General features: G+C 64.3%; 16 protein-coding genes. 11 read left to right on the top strand and 5 right to left on the bottom strand.

Features of this window, described 5'->3' with window-relative positions; all coding sequences use genetic code 11:
* Positions 1 to 39 precede the first annotated feature (39 nt).
* Positions 40 to 1,548 (bottom strand): menaquinone biosynthesis decarboxylase, encoded by a 1,509-nt coding sequence (locus OXC99_10115; protein MCY4625336.1) that lies wholly within the window; start codon positions 1,546 to 1,548, stop codon positions 40 to 42.
* A 363-nt stretch (positions 1,549 to 1,911) separates the two neighbouring features.
* Between OXC99_10115 and OXC99_10110 the strand changes: the two genes are divergently transcribed.
* The gene (locus OXC99_10110) at positions 1,912 to 3,147 is read left to right on the top strand and encodes a helix-turn-helix transcriptional regulator (GenBank protein MCY4625335.1); all 1,236 of its coding nucleotides are present in this window, start codon (positions 1,912 to 1,914) and stop codon (positions 3,145 to 3,147) included.
* Between the two features lie 131 nt (positions 3,148 to 3,278).
* A complete protein-coding gene (locus OXC99_10105; protein MCY4625334.1) occupies positions 3,279 to 4,880 on the top strand; it encodes a thiamine pyrophosphate-binding protein in 1,602 nt (533 codons plus the stop codon).
* Positions 4,881 to 5,294: 414 nt separating this feature from the next.
* Here OXC99_10105 and OXC99_10100 read toward each other — a convergent pair whose 3' ends face one another.
* The gene (locus OXC99_10100; GenBank protein MCY4625333.1) at positions 5,295 to 5,732 is read right to left on the bottom strand and encodes a PIN domain-containing protein; all 438 of its coding nucleotides are present in this window, start codon (positions 5,730 to 5,732) and stop codon (positions 5,295 to 5,297) included.
* Positions 5,733 to 6,191: 459 nt separating this feature from the next.
* On the opposite strand from OXC99_10100, the gene aroQ reads away from it, so the two are divergent.
* The 9 genes from aroQ (at position 6,192) to OXC99_10055 (ending at position 12,971) form a co-directional block, all read left to right on the top strand.
* The gene (gene aroQ / locus OXC99_10095; protein MCY4625332.1) at positions 6,192 to 6,635 is read left to right on the top strand and encodes a type II 3-dehydroquinate dehydratase; all 444 of its coding nucleotides are present in this window, start codon (positions 6,192 to 6,194) and stop codon (positions 6,633 to 6,635) included.
* Positions 6,632 to 7,720: an aminopeptidase P family protein gene (locus OXC99_10090; GenBank protein ID MCY4625331.1), complete on the top strand. Its 1,089-nt coding sequence runs from the start codon at positions 6,632 to 6,634 to the stop codon at positions 7,718 to 7,720. The genes aroQ and OXC99_10090 overlap by 4 nt, the downstream gene beginning before the upstream one ends.
* A gap of 225 nt (positions 7,721 to 7,945) precedes the next feature.
* Complete coding sequence (gene efp, locus OXC99_10085) at positions 7,946 to 8,515, top strand: elongation factor P (GenBank protein MCY4625330.1); 570 nt, start codon at positions 7,946 to 7,948, stop codon at positions 8,513 to 8,515.
* Positions 8,516 to 8,594: 79 nt separating this feature from the next.
* Positions 8,595 to 9,791 carry an exodeoxyribonuclease VII large subunit gene (gene xseA / locus OXC99_10080; protein ID MCY4625329.1) on the top strand — a complete coding sequence of 399 codons (1,197 nt, stop codon included), beginning with the start codon at positions 8,595 to 8,597 and terminating at the stop codon, positions 9,789 to 9,791.
* 120 nt (positions 9,792 to 9,911) lie between these two features.
* A complete protein-coding gene (locus OXC99_10075; protein MCY4625328.1) occupies positions 9,912 to 10,643 on the top strand; it encodes a DNA methyltransferase in 732 nt (243 codons plus the stop codon).
* Positions 10,644 to 10,657: 14 nt separating this feature from the next.
* Entirely contained in the window at positions 10,658 to 11,143 is a 486-nt protein-coding gene (locus tag OXC99_10070) for a hypothetical protein (protein ID MCY4625327.1), read from the top strand.
* Positions 11,144 to 11,331: 188 nt separating this feature from the next.
* Entirely contained in the window at positions 11,332 to 11,814 is a 483-nt protein-coding gene (locus tag OXC99_10065; GenBank protein ID MCY4625326.1) for a cytochrome c, read from the top strand.
* Positions 11,815 to 11,913: 99 nt separating this feature from the next.
* Positions 11,914 to 12,198, top strand: coding sequence for an exodeoxyribonuclease VII small subunit (gene xseB, locus OXC99_10060; protein ID MCY4625325.1), 285 nt, complete (start codon positions 11,914 to 11,916; stop codon positions 12,196 to 12,198).
* A 92-nt stretch (positions 12,199 to 12,290) separates the two neighbouring features.
* Positions 12,291 to 12,971 carry a PHP domain-containing protein gene (locus OXC99_10055; protein MCY4625324.1) on the top strand — a complete coding sequence of 227 codons (681 nt, stop codon included), beginning with the start codon at positions 12,291 to 12,293 and terminating at the stop codon, positions 12,969 to 12,971.
* Between the two features lie 67 nt (positions 12,972 to 13,038).
* On the opposite strand, the gene OXC99_10050 is transcribed toward OXC99_10055, so the two are convergent.
* From OXC99_10050 to OXC99_10040, 3 genes are all read right to left on the bottom strand, one after another.
* Positions 13,039 to 14,067 carry a zinc-binding dehydrogenase gene (locus OXC99_10050; protein ID MCY4625323.1) on the bottom strand — a complete coding sequence of 343 codons (1,029 nt, stop codon included), beginning with the start codon at positions 14,065 to 14,067 and terminating at the stop codon, positions 13,039 to 13,041.
* Between the two features lie 61 nt (positions 14,068 to 14,128).
* Positions 14,129 to 15,157 (bottom strand): zinc-binding dehydrogenase, encoded by a 1,029-nt coding sequence (locus tag OXC99_10045; protein ID MCY4625322.1) that lies wholly within the window; start codon positions 15,155 to 15,157, stop codon positions 14,129 to 14,131.
* A gap of 113 nt (positions 15,158 to 15,270) precedes the next feature.
* A partial coding sequence (locus OXC99_10040) for a leucine-rich repeat domain-containing protein (protein MCY4625321.1) occupies positions 15,271 to 15,867 on the bottom strand: 597 nt, incomplete at its 5' end.

The raw sequence follows: 15,867 nt of genomic DNA, 5'->3' as shown, positions 1-15,867 counted from the left end.
CCACTAGTTGTGTGTCAGGATTTGGGGCTGCACCTTCAATTATATGCCGTACGACGACCACTTGCCGTCAACGAGCGCCTTGACCTCGTCGCTCATGACGATGTCATCGGGCCAGGGGCGCTCGCGGCCATCGAGGGGGCCCTTGGCCGTCGCGTCGATGCCGACCTTGCTGCCGACTCGCGGGGTGCTCGATGCGTGGTCGAGGTCGTCGACGGGGCCGCTGGCGAAGAAGATGTCCTGCTGTGGGTCGAGGTTTGCGGTGACGCGCCAGGCGACCTCCGAGAGGTCCTGCACGTTGACGTCGGCGTCGACGATGACGATGGTCTTGGCGAGGGCGAGCAGGCCGAGGCCCCACATGCCGTGCGCGACCTTCTGCGCCTGGCCGCGGTACGACTTCTTGATGGATACGATGATGAGGTTGTGGAAGATGCCCTCCGCGGGCATGTTGATGTCCACGATCTCCGGCAGGACCATCTGGATGGCGGGCAGGAAGAGGCGCTCCGTGGCCTTGCCGAAGAAGAAGTCCTCCGTGGGCGGGCGGCCCACCATGGAGGTGGGGTAGATGGGGTCTCGGCGGCGCGTCATAGCCGTGACGTGGAAGACGGGGTAGTCCTCGGCGGGCGAGTAGTAGCCCGTGTGGTCGCCGAAGGGGCCCTCGGGGCGGCTCTCCGCCGGGTCGACGTAGCCCTCCAGCACAATCTCAGCGTGGGCGGGCACCTCGAGGTCGACGGTCTTGCACTTCACGAGCTCGATGCCCTCGCCGCGGATGAAGCCGGCGAGGAGGTATTCGTCGAGGTCGGGCGGCAGGGGCGCGGACCCGGCCCAGATCGTCGCGGGGTCGCCTCCGAGGGCCACTGCGACCTCCATGCGCTCAATGCCCTTGTCCTGCGCGAGCCGCTGGTGGTGCGCGCCAATCTTGTGGGTCTGCCAGTGCATGCCGGTGGTGTTGCGGTCGTACACTTGCATGCGGTAGATGCCGATGTTGCGGACGCCGGTGAAGGGGTCTCGGCTGACGACGAGGGGCAGAGTTATGAAGGGGCCGGCGTCGCCGGGCCAGCACGTGAGCACGGGGAGCGTCGACAGGTCGACCTCTTCGCCGGGAATGAAGACCTCCTGGCATGGGGCGGAGCGGACGGTCTTCGGCTGGTAGGACGCGATCTGCGCAAGCTGGCCGAGGGCCTTGAGCTTGGCGAAGAGCCCCTGGTGCGGCTCCTTCACCATGCCGAGCAGCCCTCGGACGCGCTCCGTCAGCTCGTCGAGGCGCTCGACGCCGAGGGCGGACGCAACGCGGGGGATCGTGCCGAAAGCGTTGATGAGGAGGGGCATGTCGTGGCCCTCGACGTTCTCGAAGAGCACGGCGGGCCCGCCGGACTTGACGAGGCGGTCGGCGATCTCCGTGATCTCGAGGTGTGCGCTGACGGGCGTCGACACGCGGCGCAGGTCGCCGCGGCCTTCGAGGAAGGCGATGTACTCGCGCAGGTCACGGAACTTACCGGGCACGCGGGGCCTCCGGTGACAGGATGGCGTGGCTGGGATTGGCGCTCGCATTGTGGGGAGGGGTGGGAAGGGGTGTCAAGGATGGGGGGTGTTGGGATTGTGTTGTGTATCGTTGAATGATACACTCTGAATGCATGCTAGAATCTTAACCATCACCCCGTTCAAGGATTCTCCATGCCAACCGTAGTCATAGAAGGTAATTTGCGTTTTGTCATCAACACCAGAGAGAACCTATATGAACCGCCCCGTGTTCATGTGTTCTTTGGAGGCCTGAGCGTTTGCCGAATCAGACTGCGAGATGGGGAATTCATGGAAGAACCGCCATCTGGTACGGCCGGGAGAATCATGGATGCGTACTTGACAAATGCCGACCTTATCAACAGAACATGGTACTCCATTCACAAGAGGTAGCTAATGGACACTATCGAACTAAAAAACGCCGACCAAATGATGACTTCTGCAAGCTTGATGCCTGATGGAATTCAGGTGAGATTCGCGGACGGTTGCTATGGCACAATCCCATTTGAAGCTCTCAAGGATGTGAAGGGACCTGAGTCAATTATTGGCTTGGAGCTACCCAATCCATTCGAGCTTTTCTTGGTTGGAATTGAAGGTCGATACCCTGAGATTCCTTGGGACTTTGCCCGGCACTATTGCGATGCTTCTTACCGAGAGCGCATCGAATCGCAGGCTTGGCTAGGAAGACAGACACTAGGTAGCCGAATTCGCCAAGTCCGCAAGGCTTCCGGTTTGACTCAGCAAGCTCTCGCGCGAGCAGCTGGAATTGGCAGAGTAACCTTGGTCCGGCTAGAAAAGGGTGAGCAAAGAGCTAAGTTCAAGACGCTTTCGGCTATTGCGCAGGCGGTCGGCATGCCGACAATCGACCTATTCCTTGAACCTGACTCATACGAAGAAGCCCAAGGTGTCTTTGATCGACTTGGGGCTGAGCCAATCACACCGCTTCTACAACAAATTGAACTGGAGGCTTGGTCACTCAATGCCGAAAGACACCGACAAGAGTTTTCTGCATTGGATAAAGGCCTTGATGCCATATTTGGTGCACTGCGAAAGGTGGCCATTGGTTTTGATGCTGTAGGAAGCAATCGGGAAGCTGAAGAGGTACTGGACCTCGTAGAAGAAGGGATGAACCTAGCCTCTCGAATATTCAAGGTCTTGCGCTGCGCCAAGTTCCTTTCGGAGCTGGGCTACTACGAGCAAGCTTTGGCCCTTCAACGTATTGGGCTGGAGCACCTTATCGTGTTGTACGACCTCCCGGAATGCAAAGAAACGAGACAGGCGCTCAAGAATCAACAATCAATCCGAATCTCAAAGGAAATGCTGGAGCGGTTTCAGGAGAGAAACCCCTCGTTCCCATTCAAAGAAGCGTGGAAGAACAACTATAGGATCCTCAGCAAGATTATCCATGCTAGTGGGACCGGAATGCAGCAACTGCCACCCCCAGAGGGACAAGTAGGCTATCATCTTGTTTTCGCCAGCTATTATGATTCCGGTCGCCAGAAGCAGAACCTCCGCATGCTGCGTGACCATCTCCTTCTTCTCCTGCGCGTAATGGAAGGAATGGCAAATCTGGTCAACGTAGAACTGGATATCGAGGAATCCCACCGTCTGCTTCTTACCTCCAGGCCATAGCGTGCAACTGTCGCGTGATTTCTTGGGTATTGAGGGTGTTCATTGTTCCGCTTACTACATTCCCTTGACACTTGCCCCCTCCTGCCATAGCTTGCCCCCACGACCACGAGACGGCACTTCGGGAGGACTGCATGGCTGAGATGACCGGCGGGCAGGCGTTGGCGAAGTCGCTGTACCGGGAGGGGGTGCGGGTGATCTTCGGGCTGCCGGGGGCACAGCTTTACTATGCGACCGACGCGCTCTTCGATGAGCCGGGGATCCGATGGATCAGCACTCGGAACGAGCAGGCGACGACGTTCATGGCTGACGGGTACGCTCGCGCGGGCGGCGGGGTCGGGACGGCGATGGTGGTGCCGGGGCCGGGCGTGCTGAACGCGACTTCGGGGCTCTCGACGGCGTACTCGGCGTCGTCGCCGGTGCTGCTGGTGGCCGGACAGATCCCCCGCGACCTCATCGGCGTGAACAGGGGCATGCTGCACGAGATCGACGACCAGTTGGAGTCGGTGAAGGCCGTAACCAAGTGGGCGGCCCGCGTGCTGAACGCCGACGAGGTTCCCTCGGCCGTGCACGAGGCGTTCCGGCAGCTCAACACTGGCCGGCCGCGGCCCGTCGAGATCGAGATCCCGCCCGACACGCTGGCGGAGGCGCTCGACGTGGAGCTGCTGGAGCCGGCCATGTACGACCGCACGGAGCCGTCGGCGGACTCGATCGCGGAGGCGGCGCGGCTGCTGGCAGAGAACGACGGCAAGGTGGTCATCTGGGCCGGCGGGGGCGCGAACTCGGAGGCGGCGTCGGCAGCGCTGACGCGGCTGGCCGAGCACCTGCAGGCGCCGGTGCTCACGACGGGCGAGGGGAAGGGGGCGATCTCGGACCGCCACTACCTGTCGCTGGGTTCGCCGCGAGGGCGGGAGGAGATGATGCAACGGGTGGTCGCCGACCACTCCGTCGTGTTGGCGGTGGGGACGCGGCTGGCGACGGCGAACCTGCCCGAGGGGCACCGCGTCGTGCAGATCGACGTCGACCCAGAGGAAATCGGGCGGAACTGGAAGGACACGCTGCCGGTGCTCGGCGACGCGACGCTTTCGCTGGAGCGGCTGCACGAGGCGGTGTCGGGGCTCGCCGGGCCGAGCGGGAGCAGGCAAGCGGAGTACGAGGCGTTCCGCGCGACGCGCAATGACCCGGCGAACCTGATGGAGCCGCAGGGGTCTTTCATGCGGGCCATCCGCAACGCGCTGCCGGACGACGGCATCTTCATCTCCGGCATGACGCAGATAGGGTACTTCAGCCGGGCGTACTTTCCGGTCTACAAGCCGGGCACGTTCATCACGTCATCGTACTCGGGGAACCTGGGGTTCGCGTTCCCGACGGCGTTGGGGGCGAAGGTGGCGCGGCCGGACACGCCGGTGGTCTGCGTGACCGGCGACGGCGGCTTCATGTACAACGTGCAGGAGCTGGCCACCGCCGTGCACTACGGGATCAACACGGTGACCGTTGTGTTCAACGACAATGCGTTCGGCAACGTGCTGCGGGAGCAGGTGCGGCGGTTCAACGACCACCCGTACGGGGCGGAGCTGCACAACCCGGACTTCGTGAAGATGGCCGAGTCCTTCGGCGCGCGGGGGCTTCGGGTGCACGACGCGGACGCGCTGGAGACGGCGATCCGGGAGTCCATAGCGGTCGAGGCGCCGACGCTGATCGAGGTGCCGGTGGGGATGATGGAGTCGTCGTTCTAGGGGTGGTTGCCGGCCGGGTTGCGCGGCATTCGATTCGAGTCGCTTGATGTGCTTTTCTGCAGAACGAGGCCCCTAGGAAACTGCCCTCTACAGATATGACTCGTATAGTCCGCTGCGAATGGGCTTCCTAGCTGTCGAGAACTGCATTTCTGTCCCCTTTTCCGGTGTTCCCTGCATTTTCGAGATGGCTGAGTGTGCGCGCCGTCGCGCTGTGCATGGGGGAATGGTAGCGAGGGGCGAGGCGTTCGCGCGAGGGGGTGGTGGCAGGGAGGTGTGGGGCTGCCCAGCGCAAACCTTCCTCCCCTTCGAGAGCCTCAGGACAGGCTTCGATTCCCCTTAAGGCGAACGGGGACAATGCGTGCTTCGGGGTTCCTGTCTGCGCAGGAACGACGGGGAAGGGCTTGCCAACTGCGGTCACCCGGCTAGCGGGTCCCGCGTCTTGAGTTCGGGGAACAGTGAGAAGTCGCGGTCCCTGGTCAGGAGCGCTTCCACTCCATGGGCTACGCATATCGCCGCTATCCTGGCGTCATGCACAACGCCGCCGATGACCCGGGGGCGTCGAACTAAACTCTCGAGTATCTCCGGAAAGTCCTCTGTCTCTCCTATCAGACGTACGGAAGGGGAGGTTGTCCAAGCAGCGAGTTGACGCCATGACTGATCCGGCGTGGTCGCGCTATCCTTCCAGATTCGAGGGTTGGTCACCACGCTGAGGAACTCGTAGCAGCATGGCCAAGGAATAGCCCATACGTCGTTGCCCTCTGCCAATCCGCGCAAAAGCGAAGAGGCCGCTACATGAAGCCGTGATTCGCGCCGGTGCGCATACACCAGCAGGTTGGTGTCGACGGCGATCATCGGCGTTCAGGCGCTCCGTATATCTCCTCACGGAGGTCCTGCCAGGAGTACGCCTCCAGGGGATCCCTGCCTCCAGCTTCGCCGACGCTGCAATCAGGCAGAATATAGTGTCCACCAGGGGATTCGGAAGAGAGCACCTGGCGAAGACCCTCTTCGACTACGGCACGCAGTGGACGTCCGGTCCGCTGAGCGTGCCGCTTTGCGCGCGTTAGCAATTCGTCCTGGATGTTGAGCGTTGTTTTCATAGTGCCATACTAACCATATTGTCATCGATGGTCAAGCCATATCGTCAAGCCGGCTCTCTGCCCCTCCGTTCGATTTCTCTCAGAGCGAACGACCCCACTCTATCGCCCCTGGATACCGGCTTTCGCCGGTATGACGATGTGGGGCGCCGGTTGGCGGGTTGGGCGTCCCTCAGGTAGACTGAGGGCGTTGGCGGTCATTGTCTGAGGAGGGGTTTTGCGGATTCTGCTGGTCAACGGGCCGAATATCAATATGCTGGGGCGTCGGGACCCGTCTTTGTACGGGACGACTACGCTTGCGGAGATTGAGGCGGCTGCTGCTGCTCGTGGGGCGGAGCTGGGGGCGGAGGTTGTCTGCTTCCAGTCGAACCACGAGGGCGCTATTGTTGACTTCTTGCAGGCTGAGGCGGCGTCGTCGGACGGGGTTGTGCTGAACGGCGGGGCGCTGACGCACTATGGGATCTCGCTGCGGGACGCGCTTGTGGATGCGGGGCTGCCGGTCGTCGAGGTACACCTGTCGAACATCCACGCTCGGGAGCGGTGGCGGCGGCAGTCGGTGACGGCTGAGGTTGCCCGAGGCGCGATCGCGGGACTGGGCTGGCGGGGCTACCTCTATGCGATAGACTACCTGGTGGAGCACTTGAAGGAGAGTAGGGCATGAAGAATCGGTTGGAACGGCTGCGGGAGAAGTTCTCCACTCTGGAGCTGGACGCGTTCTTCGTGTCTTCGCCTGAGAACCGGCGGTATCTGTCCGGGTTTGTTGGCTCTGCGGGGTACCTGGTCATCAGCCAAGATGCGGCCGTGCTGGCGACGGACTTTCGCTACACGGAGCAGGCGGAGCTGCAGGCGCCGGACTTCCGCGTCGACCGCATCAGCGGCGGCTTGAGCTGGGTGGCCGAGTTGTTCAAGGAGCTTGGCGTCAAGCGCGTCGGGTTCGAGGCGGGGCACATGACCGTTGCGCTGCACTCGGCCATCGTCAACGCGCTGAAGGAGGACGAGGCTGCCAAGGAGGTCAGCCTCCTGGCCACGTCGCAATTCATCGACCCGCTGCGGGCCATCAAGGAGCCGGACGAGCTGGCATTGCTGACGCGGGCGATGGAGATCGCCGACCACGCCTTCGCCGTCGTGTCGCCGACGATCGAGATTGGCGACACCGAGGAGTCGGTCGCGTGGCGGCTGGAGTGGGCGATGCGTGAGGCGGGGGCGGAGGCGCTGGCCTTCGACACGATCATTGCGTCGGGGCCGAACGCCGCGAAACCGCACCACCACCCGACGGAGCGGCGCATCGGCGCGGGCGAGACGGTAGTGATGGACTTCGGCGCGCGGTACATGGGCTACAACAGCGACATGACGCGCACCATCTGCCTGGGTGAGCCGGACGAGATGTTCCGCATCGTGTACGACACGGTGCTGAACGCACAGATGACGGCGTCGGTCACGGTCACGCCGGACATGAACTCGGGCGACGCCGACGGCATCGCGCGGGACATCATCGACAAGGCGGGCTACGGGGACCGGTTCGGGCACAGCCTCGGGCACGGCATTGGGCTCGCGGTGCACGAGTACCCGCGGGTGAGCCCGCGCACGGAAGACCCGCTGGTGGACGGCACGGTCTTCACCATCGAGCCGGGCATCTACATCCCCGGCTGGGGCGGCGTGCGAATCGAGGACACGGTGGTCATGGAGAACGGCAAGGTGCGCTCGCTGACCACGTCGCACAAGCACGAGAACCCGAAGCACGGGTAGGGGCCTATGGAAGGGCGCCCCACAGCCATTCTGGATTCCGGCATTCGCCGGAATGGCGGGGCGGGGATAAGGGGGGCGAACGGAGGATGGTCTCGCCATTTCCCCCCCACGGGAATGCGGAGTGGCGGGGGCGTTTTCCTCAGGATGGAGAGGGCAGCATTCGTCGGGGTTCCTGCCTGCGCAGGAACGACGGGACGGGGATAGGGCCAAGGCAAGGAGACACGCATGGCGGATACGGTGAACTACAACGAGATACGCAGGGGCCTGACTATCGAGATGGACGGCGACGCCTACCAGATCGTGGACTTCAAGCACGTCTATATGCAGCAGCGGGCGCCGACGCTCACGCTGAAGGTCCGGCAGCTGCGCACGGGCAAGGTGTTCGAGCGCAACCTGCCGGGAAGCCAGCGGCTCACCGTCGCGGACGTGGAGGAGAGCGAGGCGCAGTACCTGTACAACGACGGCACGTCGTACATCTTCATGGACATGGAGTCGTTCGACCAGTTCCCGCTGACGCCGGACCAGATCGGCGACCAGTCCAAGTTCCTGAAGGAAGGCGAGAACATCACCATCGTCGCGTTCAAGGGCGAGCCGCTGAGCGTCGAGCTGGCGACGACAGTGGACCTGGAGGTCGTCGACACGCCTCCGGCGTTCAAGGGCGACACGGCGTCGTCGGGGCGCAAACCCGCGACGCTGGCGACGGGCGCGCAGGTCAGGGTGCCGATGCACGTCACTGTCGGGCAGGTCGTCAAGGTGGACACCCGCACCGGCGAGTACCTGTCGCTGGTGAAGTAACCGGTCGGGGACACGAAACGAGGTTGTCGAAGGGGCGCCGGTGCACACGGCGCCCCTCGCGCTGCACAGGGGATGAGCGATGGCCGTCTACACAGTCTCGCAGGTCACGCGGTACATCAAGGAGTCGCTGGAACGCGACGCCCTGCTGGCCGACCTGTGGGTGAGCGGCGAGGTCTCGAACTACACGCGCTCGTCGGCGGGGCACAGCTACTTTTCGCTGAAAGAGGCCAACACCGTCCTGCGGTGCGTCATGTTCCGCGGCGGGAGCGGCCACGAGCACCTGGGCAGCGGAGCGGCGGTCTCGGCGCACGGGCGGATCTCGGTGTACGAGGCGCGGGGCGACCTGCAGTGCATCGTCGACCTGGCGCGCCCCGAGGGGATGGGCGAACGGTACCTGGAGCTGGAGCGGCTGCTCGTCAAGCTTGAGAGCGAGGGCCTTTTCGAGCCGAGCCGGAAGCGCCCGCTGCCGGCGTTTCCGCAGCGGCTGGGGGTCATCACGTCGCCGACGGGAGCCGTCTGGCACGACATCCAGACGGTCGTCGAGCGGCGCTACCCGCTGGCGGAGCTGGCGCTGGCGCCGTGCCTTGTGCAGGGGGACACGGCGGCGCCGTCCATCATCGAGGCCTTTGAGGTCATCAACGCGGAGCCGGGCATCGACGCCGTCATCCTGGCGCGCGGGGGCGGCTCGACAGAGGACCTGTGGGTATTCAACGAGGAGCCGGTTGCGCGGGCCGTGTACGGCAGCCGGACGCCGGTCATCAGCGCGGTCGGGCACGAGACGAACACGACTGTGGCGGACATGGTGGCGGACGTGCGCGCGCCGACTCCCTCAGCCGCGGCGGAACTCGCGGTGCCGGACTCGCGCATCCTGGCGGCGCGCGTCGCGCAGAACGGGCAGACGCTGTACCAGGGCGTGCAGCAGGAGCTTGCGCTGCGGATGGCGGACGTTCGCGACTGCCTTTCGGTCATTGAGCGGCGCGTGCCCGACACTGCGTCGCGGCGGCAGCAGGTGGACGACCTGCTGGCGGGGCTCGTCATGCGGCTGGAGAACAGCCTCGCGATGCACCGGCAGCGGACCACGGGGCTCGACCAGCGGCTGAGCGCGCTGGACCCGGCGGGCGTGCTGCGGCGGGGCTACGCCGTCGTCAGCCGCGAGGACACAGGGGAGACGCTTCTGGACGCGGCGGACGTGGCGGCGGGGGACGTCGTGCGGGTGCGGCTGCACCGGGGCGGGTTCGGCGCGCGCGTGGAGGGGGATGGTCAAACGAAACAATGAGCGGTGTGGGCAAAGGCGCGTAAAATGCCGCCGACTGTTATTGACACAAATGGTCTGCTTGATGATAACTTGTCACCAGGAGAACTCGCCTCAAGAAAACTCTTGCCTTAGGGACAGCCAATGCAGCCAGACCTCAACGGCACCTCTATACAAGAATCGCCGATTGAAAACAGGCGAACAGTATCGAATGGCGCTCCGACCAATAAACTTGTCGTCAGCGCACACGTAGACGGCAATGAATCGGTCTTCCCCCAAATACTCGATCTCTACGTCAAGCCAGGCAGTGTCGTTGCCGATGTGACCTATGGCAAAGGCGTTTTCTGGCGGTGGGTCCCAAAGGGACGATACATTCTCAAGGCTACGGACCTCCAGACGGGAGTGGACTGTCGTGCATTGCCGTACGGGGATGGAGAGATTGACTGCGTTGTGCTTGATCCCCCCTACATGCACACTCCCGGGGGCACAGCGCATCAGGGGCATGAGGCATTTGAGGTCTATTACAGCAACAACGGTTCAGGAAGACAGACCGCCGGGAAGTACCATGAAGCTGTTTTGGAGCTATACGCGGGTGCAGGCGCGGAAGCCTACAGGGTGCTTCGAGAACGCGGGATCTTCATCGTCAAGTGCCAGGATGAGGTATGCGCCAATCGGCAACGATTTACCCACGTTGAGCTGATGCAGACCTTTGCGGGGCTTGGATTCGTTGCCGAGGACCTCTTTGTGGTAGTGCGCAACAACCGGCCGGGCGTCAGCCGAGCTGTCAAGCAGGTCCATGCAAGAAAAAACCATTCCTATTTCCTTGTACTTTGGAAGCGAGGCGAAAGCAGTCCTATATGGGAACCTCCCCAATAGATCCCGTAAGTCTCATGGTGGATATCATAGCCGAGCGTACGCCGCGCTCGATTTGGATAGATTCACCAATGGAGGGCTACCGCCGCCTCGGCAACACCAATCGTGGACAAATTGGTGAAGACTTCGTCATGCGGTTCCTGTCGCAGGCAGGCATTCCGGTAAGCCAGGGCACTCGAGTAACACCTACAGACCTGCTCATTGCCGGTCAGAGGTTTGAAGTCAAGACGGCATCGCTGGGAACGAATGGCACATTTCAGTTCAATCACATCCGGCTGGACAGGACATACCAATATCTGCTGTGCCTTGGCATAGCCCCTCAGAGCATTGTATTCCGCGCTTGGCGGAAGGGTGTCGTGTCTGAGGGAGGAGCAGGATCGCTTGTTCGGATGGCAGAAGGGCAAAGCACAACTCACAAACTGACCAAGCGCCTGGCAGAAATGCGCCCAATTGAAGAGTTTACAGGTTGGGTCCGCTCAGAAGTGATGGGTCAATCATCTTAGGCCATGTGCGCCGGGTGCGGCTGCATCGCGGCGAGTTCAGCGCGCGCGTGGAGGGGGATTGGGGGTCTGGAGAAGCGTCAGCGTAGAGGTTGTGCCGTGTCAAAAAATCATCTTCGGACTATCTGGACACCCGTGTGTGAAAGTCGTAACATAGTGCTGTGATGCTGCACTTGGACTGGAGACCGGGCATGCCTTCCCGCATCATCGTGACAGTGTTGGCCCTCGCGTTAGGGGCCGTCGTATTGTTGACGGCGTGTTTCAACCCGGGCCCCACGGTAGTCGCGCAGCCCGGCCCACTCCCTCCCTTGGGCATGATCGTCCCCATCATCAGAGAGGGCGGCCCCGCAGCGCCCGAGGGCGTGCCCGCAGCGTTCGTCACGACGTGCGGCATCTGCCACACCGTCGCGGACGCCGGCACGACGGGCACCATCGGGCCGGAGCTCAGCAACATCGGCACGGTGGCGGCCACCCGCACGAGCCTCAGCGCCGAGGAGTACATCCGGCAGTCCATCGAGGACCCCGCCGCCTTCATCGCCCCCGACTACACGCCGCTCATGACCGCGGGACTCAATGACGTCCTCGGCGACGACTACGAGGCCGTGGTCGCGTACCTGGTCAACCTCAAGGAGCCCGCGCCAGCGGACGCCGCGCCCGCACCGGCCACACCATAGGCTGCCCCCGCATCGGCCCCAAGTCCTCGTGTGCTACACTTGCCCTGTATCTGTTGCCCAGGTTCCATGTATCCAGCGCGAGGGCCGGGAGCGGGGAAGATGACGTCCAAGAAGAATGACGGAGAGACCGAGGAGCAGCTGACCTTCGAGGCGGCGTACCAGCGGCTGGAGGAGACGGTGCAGGCGCTGGAGGCCGGCGGGCTGACGCTCGACGAGGCGACGGGGCTCTACGCCGAGGGCGCCCGGCTGGCGCGCGTCTGCAACGAGCTGCTCAGCGCGGCCGAGCTCCGGATCACGCGGCTGCAGACCTCGATGGGCGAGCAGATGCGGTTCATGTCCGACGCACAAGGCGTGCAGGACGAGGAAGAGGAGTACGAGGCGTAGGCCCTCGCCGCTCACTCCCTTCGATTTCCCTCAGGGCGAACGGCGGGGATGGCGCAGGCGACTACGCCGGTGACTGAGAGGCAAAGACGACCATGCGCGGCGATTTCCATATGCACACCTGGTACTCGCGGGACTGCGCGACGTCGCCGGAGAAGCTGGTGGCGCGCGCCGTGAAGATGGGGCTGGGGTGTATTGCGGTGACGGACCACAACACGATTCGCGGCGGGCAGGCGGTTGCGAAGATCGCGCCGTTCCCGGTAATCGTCGCGTCGGAGGTCAAGAGCACGCACGGGGAGATCACGGGGCTGTTCCTGACGGAGGAGGTGCCGCGCGGGCTCTCGCCGATGGAGACTGTGGAACGGATCAAGGCGCAGGGCGGGCTGGTCTCCATACCTCACCCGTACGACAACGTGCGGAGCAGCGTGCTCTCGGAGGACGCGATGGTCGAGGTGCTGCCGCACGCGGACATCATCGAGGCGTTCAACGCGCGCAACGTCTTCCGGGGCGCGGAGGAGCGGGCTCGGGCCGCTGCCGAGGAGCATGGGCTCGCAGTCACCGCCGTCAGCGACTCGCACCACCCGTGGGAGCTGGGGTGCACGTACACGGAGATGCCGGAGTTCGACGGGACACCGCAGGGATTCCTCGACGCGCTGCGGGAGGCGACACTGCACCCGTACGCGCCGCCGTGGTGGGCGCAGCCGCTGATGCACGGCGTCACGACCTACAACAAGATTGCCAACCGCCTGCGCATGAAGCCCCGGCCGCGGGGGTAGACGCCGCACCTCCCATGCCCCTCTGGATACCGGCTTCCGCCGGTATGGAGGCTGCTGGTGTAGGGGGCTATTCGAACGTCACCACGTACTTGCCCGCCGCGCCCGCCTCGAAGTCTGCGAAGGCTTCCGCTACCTGGTCCAGCGTGAACGTCTTGGTGATCATGTCGCGCAGGGGTATGCCCCGGTCGACGACGTAGTGACCGAGCTCCTCCAAGACCACTGTGCTGAACGTCCATGAGCCCATCAGCGTTACCTGACGGTGGATGATGTCGTTGGTGGCGTCGAACGTGACGGCGCCGCCCTCGCCGACGAGGCAGCTACGGCCCCAGACGCGGGTGGAGCGGACGGCCTGGGCGCGGACCTCGGCGACGCCGGTGGCGTCGAGGGTGGCGTCGGCGCCGCGGCCGTGGGTGGCGGCCTTGATGACCTCGATGGGGTCAACCTCGTTGGGGTCGATGGTCTCGGATGCGCCGAGCTTCATCGCGAGGGCGCGGCGCTCGGGGATGGGGTCGACGGCGATGACGTAGGAGCCGCTGGCCGCGCCGAACAGCGTGGCGCTCAACCCGACGGGCCCCTGCCCGAAGACTGCGAAGGTGTCGCGCCCGGAGACGCCGAGGCGCCTGAGGGCCTGGTAGGCGGTGCCGGTACCGCAGGAACAGGCCGCGCCCTCCGCAAAGCTGAGGCCGTCGGGCATGGGGACGCACATATGGTCCTCGACCAACTGGTAGGGAGCCATGGCGCCGTGGGCCTGGGAGCCGTACAGCGTCATGCCGTTGGGGCAGAGCTGCGACCAGCCGGAGAGGCAGTGCTCGCAGCGGCCGCAGCCGGAGTAGTGGTGGACCATGACGCGGTCGCCGATACGGACGTTGCGCGCCTCGGGGCCCATTTCGACGACTTCGCCGCAGGGCTCATGGCCGCCGATGACGTGGGCGCGCGGGCCGAGGACCTCGAGCGTCGAGCGATATGGGCGGAGGTCACTGCCGCAGAGGCCCGCCGCTTTCATCTTCAAGACCACCTGGCGGCCGGTGGGGGCGGACGGCGCGGGGCAGTCGCGGAGCGCGACCTGCTTGTCGCCGAGAAAGAACATGCCCTGCATGGCGGGCCTCCTAGTGGGTGATGGGGCCATTATAGGCCCTGCCTCTCAGGTTTGCGCCGGGCTAGTCCCACGTCACGACGAACTTGCCCGGCGCGCCAGCCTCGAACTGCGCGAATGCCTCGTCGATCCGGTCCAGGGAGAAGCGCGCGGTGATGAGGTCACGGAGGGGCAGGTTGCGGTCGGCGACGTAGCGGCCCAACTCTTCCAGCACAATGGTGCTGAAGGTGCGGGACCCCATGAGGGTGAGCTGCCGGCGCATGATGTCGTTGGTGACCTCAAAGGTGACGGTGCCGCCCTCGCCGACAAAGCAGCTCCGGCCCCAGTCGCGGACGGAACGGACGGCGGCGGTGCGCACCTCGGCGATGCCGGAGGCGTCGATGGAGGCGTCGGCGCCGAGGCCGTGCGTGGCGGCCTTGACGACCTCGATGGGGTCGGCGTCGAAGGGGTCGACGGTCTGCGCAGCGCCGAGCTTCTCGGCGAGCGCGCGGCGTTCGGGGACGGGGTCGACGGCGATGACGTAGGCGCCAGTTGCCGCGCCGAACATGGTGGCGGACAGCCCCACAGGGCCCTGGCCGAAGACGGCAAGGGTTTCGCGGCCGTTCACGTCGAGCCGTCTGATGGCCTGATAGGCGGTGCCCGTGCCGCAGGCGCAGGCGGCGCCCTCCTCAAAGCTGAGACCGTCCGGCATGGGGATGCACATGTAGTCCTCGGCAAGATGGTAGTCGGCAAAGCCGCCGTTGGCCTGCGCGCCGTAGATCACCTCGCCGTGGATGCACATGTGCCACCAGCCGGAGAGGCACTGGGCGCACCGGCCGCAGCCGCTGTAGTGGTAGACCATGACGCGGTCGCCGACGCGGACGTTGCGGGCCTCGGGGCCGACCTCGACGACCTCGCCGCAGGGCTCATGGCCGGCGATGATGTGCGCGCGGACCCCGAGGCCCTCGGGCACGTTGCGATAGGAGGAGAGGTCGCTGCCGCAGATGCCCGAGGCCCGCATCTTGACGACGACCTGGCGGCCGGCCGGGCCGGACGGCGTCGGGAACTCACGCAGCGTCACGCGTTTGTCGCCGAGGAAGAGCATGCCCCGCATTGGGAGGCCTCCTGTGTAGGTGTGCAGGGGCATTATAGGTGTCGGCGTCGGATTGTGCCCTGTCACGTGGGGCGTATTCTGTCCCCCATCCTCATATCGGGGGATGCCGGGGCCTATGGGCAGAAGGGCAAGTCGCCAAGATCGTGGCTCGCCAATTGATCCTGCAAAACTTTTGGCACACATCCGCTCAACTGGTTGTTGCTGAGGCTCAGCACTCGCAGGCTGGCGAGGTTGCCCAACTCCGGCGGCAGCTCCCCGCTCAACTGGTTGTTGCTGAGGCGCAGCGATTCCAGTCCGGTGAGGTTGCCCAGTTCCGGCGGTATCTCCCCGGTTAGCTCGTTGTCGCTGAGGTTCAGATGTTCCAAGTTGGCGAGGTTGCCCAACTCCGGTGCTAGCTCTCCGCTCAACTCGTTCCCGTGGAGGTCCAGACCTTCCAAGCTGGCGAGGTTCCCGACCTCCGGCGGCAGCTCCCCGCTCAACTGGTTGTTGCTGAGGCTCAGCACTCGCAGGCTGGCGAGGTTCCCGACCTCCGGCGGTACCTCCCCGCTCAACTGGTTGGCGCTGAGGTTCAGATGTTCCAAGTTGGCGAGGTTGGCCAACGCCGGCGGTATCTCCCCGCTCAACTGGTTGTTGCTGAGGCTCAGCACTCGCAGGCTGGCGAGGTTCCCGACCTCCGGCGGTACCTCCCCGCTCAACTGGTTGGCGCTGAG

It is taken from the genome of Chloroflexota bacterium (assembly GCA_026713825.1).
GTDB lineage: Bacteria > Chloroflexota > Dehalococcoidia > Lucifugimonadales > UBA1127 > UBA1127.
The sequence above is the reverse complement of the archived record's forward strand: the minus strand, read 5'-3'. Positions and strand labels throughout refer to the sequence as shown.

Coding starts and splice junctions, on each gene's coding strand:
- OXC99_10090 (MCY4625331.1), top strand. CDS start 6,632: ATGAAGAATCGGTTGGAACGGCTGCGGGAGAAGTTCTCCACTCTGGAG.
- OXC99_10055 (MCY4625324.1), top strand. CDS start 12,291: ATGCGCGGCGATTTCCATATGCACACCTGGTACTCGCGGGACTGCGCG.
- OXC99_10065 (MCY4625326.1), top strand. CDS start 11,332: ATGCCTTCCCGCATCATCGTGACAGTGTTGGCCCTCGCGTTAGGGGCC.
- OXC99_10115 (MCY4625336.1), bottom strand. CDS start 1,548: ATGCGAGCGCCAATCCCAGCCACGCCATCCTGTCACCGGAGGCCCCGC.
- OXC99_10075 (MCY4625328.1), top strand. CDS start 9,912: ATGCAGCCAGACCTCAACGGCACCTCTATACAAGAATCGCCGATTGAA.
- OXC99_10110 (MCY4625335.1), top strand. CDS start 1,912: ATGGACACTATCGAACTAAAAAACGCCGACCAAATGATGACTTCTGCA.
- efp (MCY4625330.1), top strand. CDS start 7,946: ATGGCGGATACGGTGAACTACAACGAGATACGCAGGGGCCTGACTATC.
- OXC99_10105 (MCY4625334.1), top strand. CDS start 3,279: ATGGCTGAGATGACCGGCGGGCAGGCGTTGGCGAAGTCGCTGTACCGG.
- OXC99_10070 (MCY4625327.1), top strand. CDS start 10,658: ATGGTGGATATCATAGCCGAGCGTACGCCGCGCTCGATTTGGATAGAT.
- xseA (MCY4625329.1), top strand. CDS start 8,595: ATGGCCGTCTACACAGTCTCGCAGGTCACGCGGTACATCAAGGAGTCG.
- OXC99_10045 (MCY4625322.1), bottom strand. CDS start 15,157: ATGCGGGGCATGCTCTTCCTCGGCGACAAACGCGTGACGCTGCGTGAG.
- OXC99_10100 (MCY4625333.1), bottom strand. CDS start 5,732: ATGATCGCCGTCGACACCAACCTGCTGGTGTATGCGCACCGGCGCGAA.
- OXC99_10050 (MCY4625323.1), bottom strand. CDS start 14,067: ATGCAGGGCATGTTCTTTCTCGGCGACAAGCAGGTCGCGCTCCGCGAC.
- xseB (MCY4625325.1), top strand. CDS start 11,914: ATGACGTCCAAGAAGAATGACGGAGAGACCGAGGAGCAGCTGACCTTC.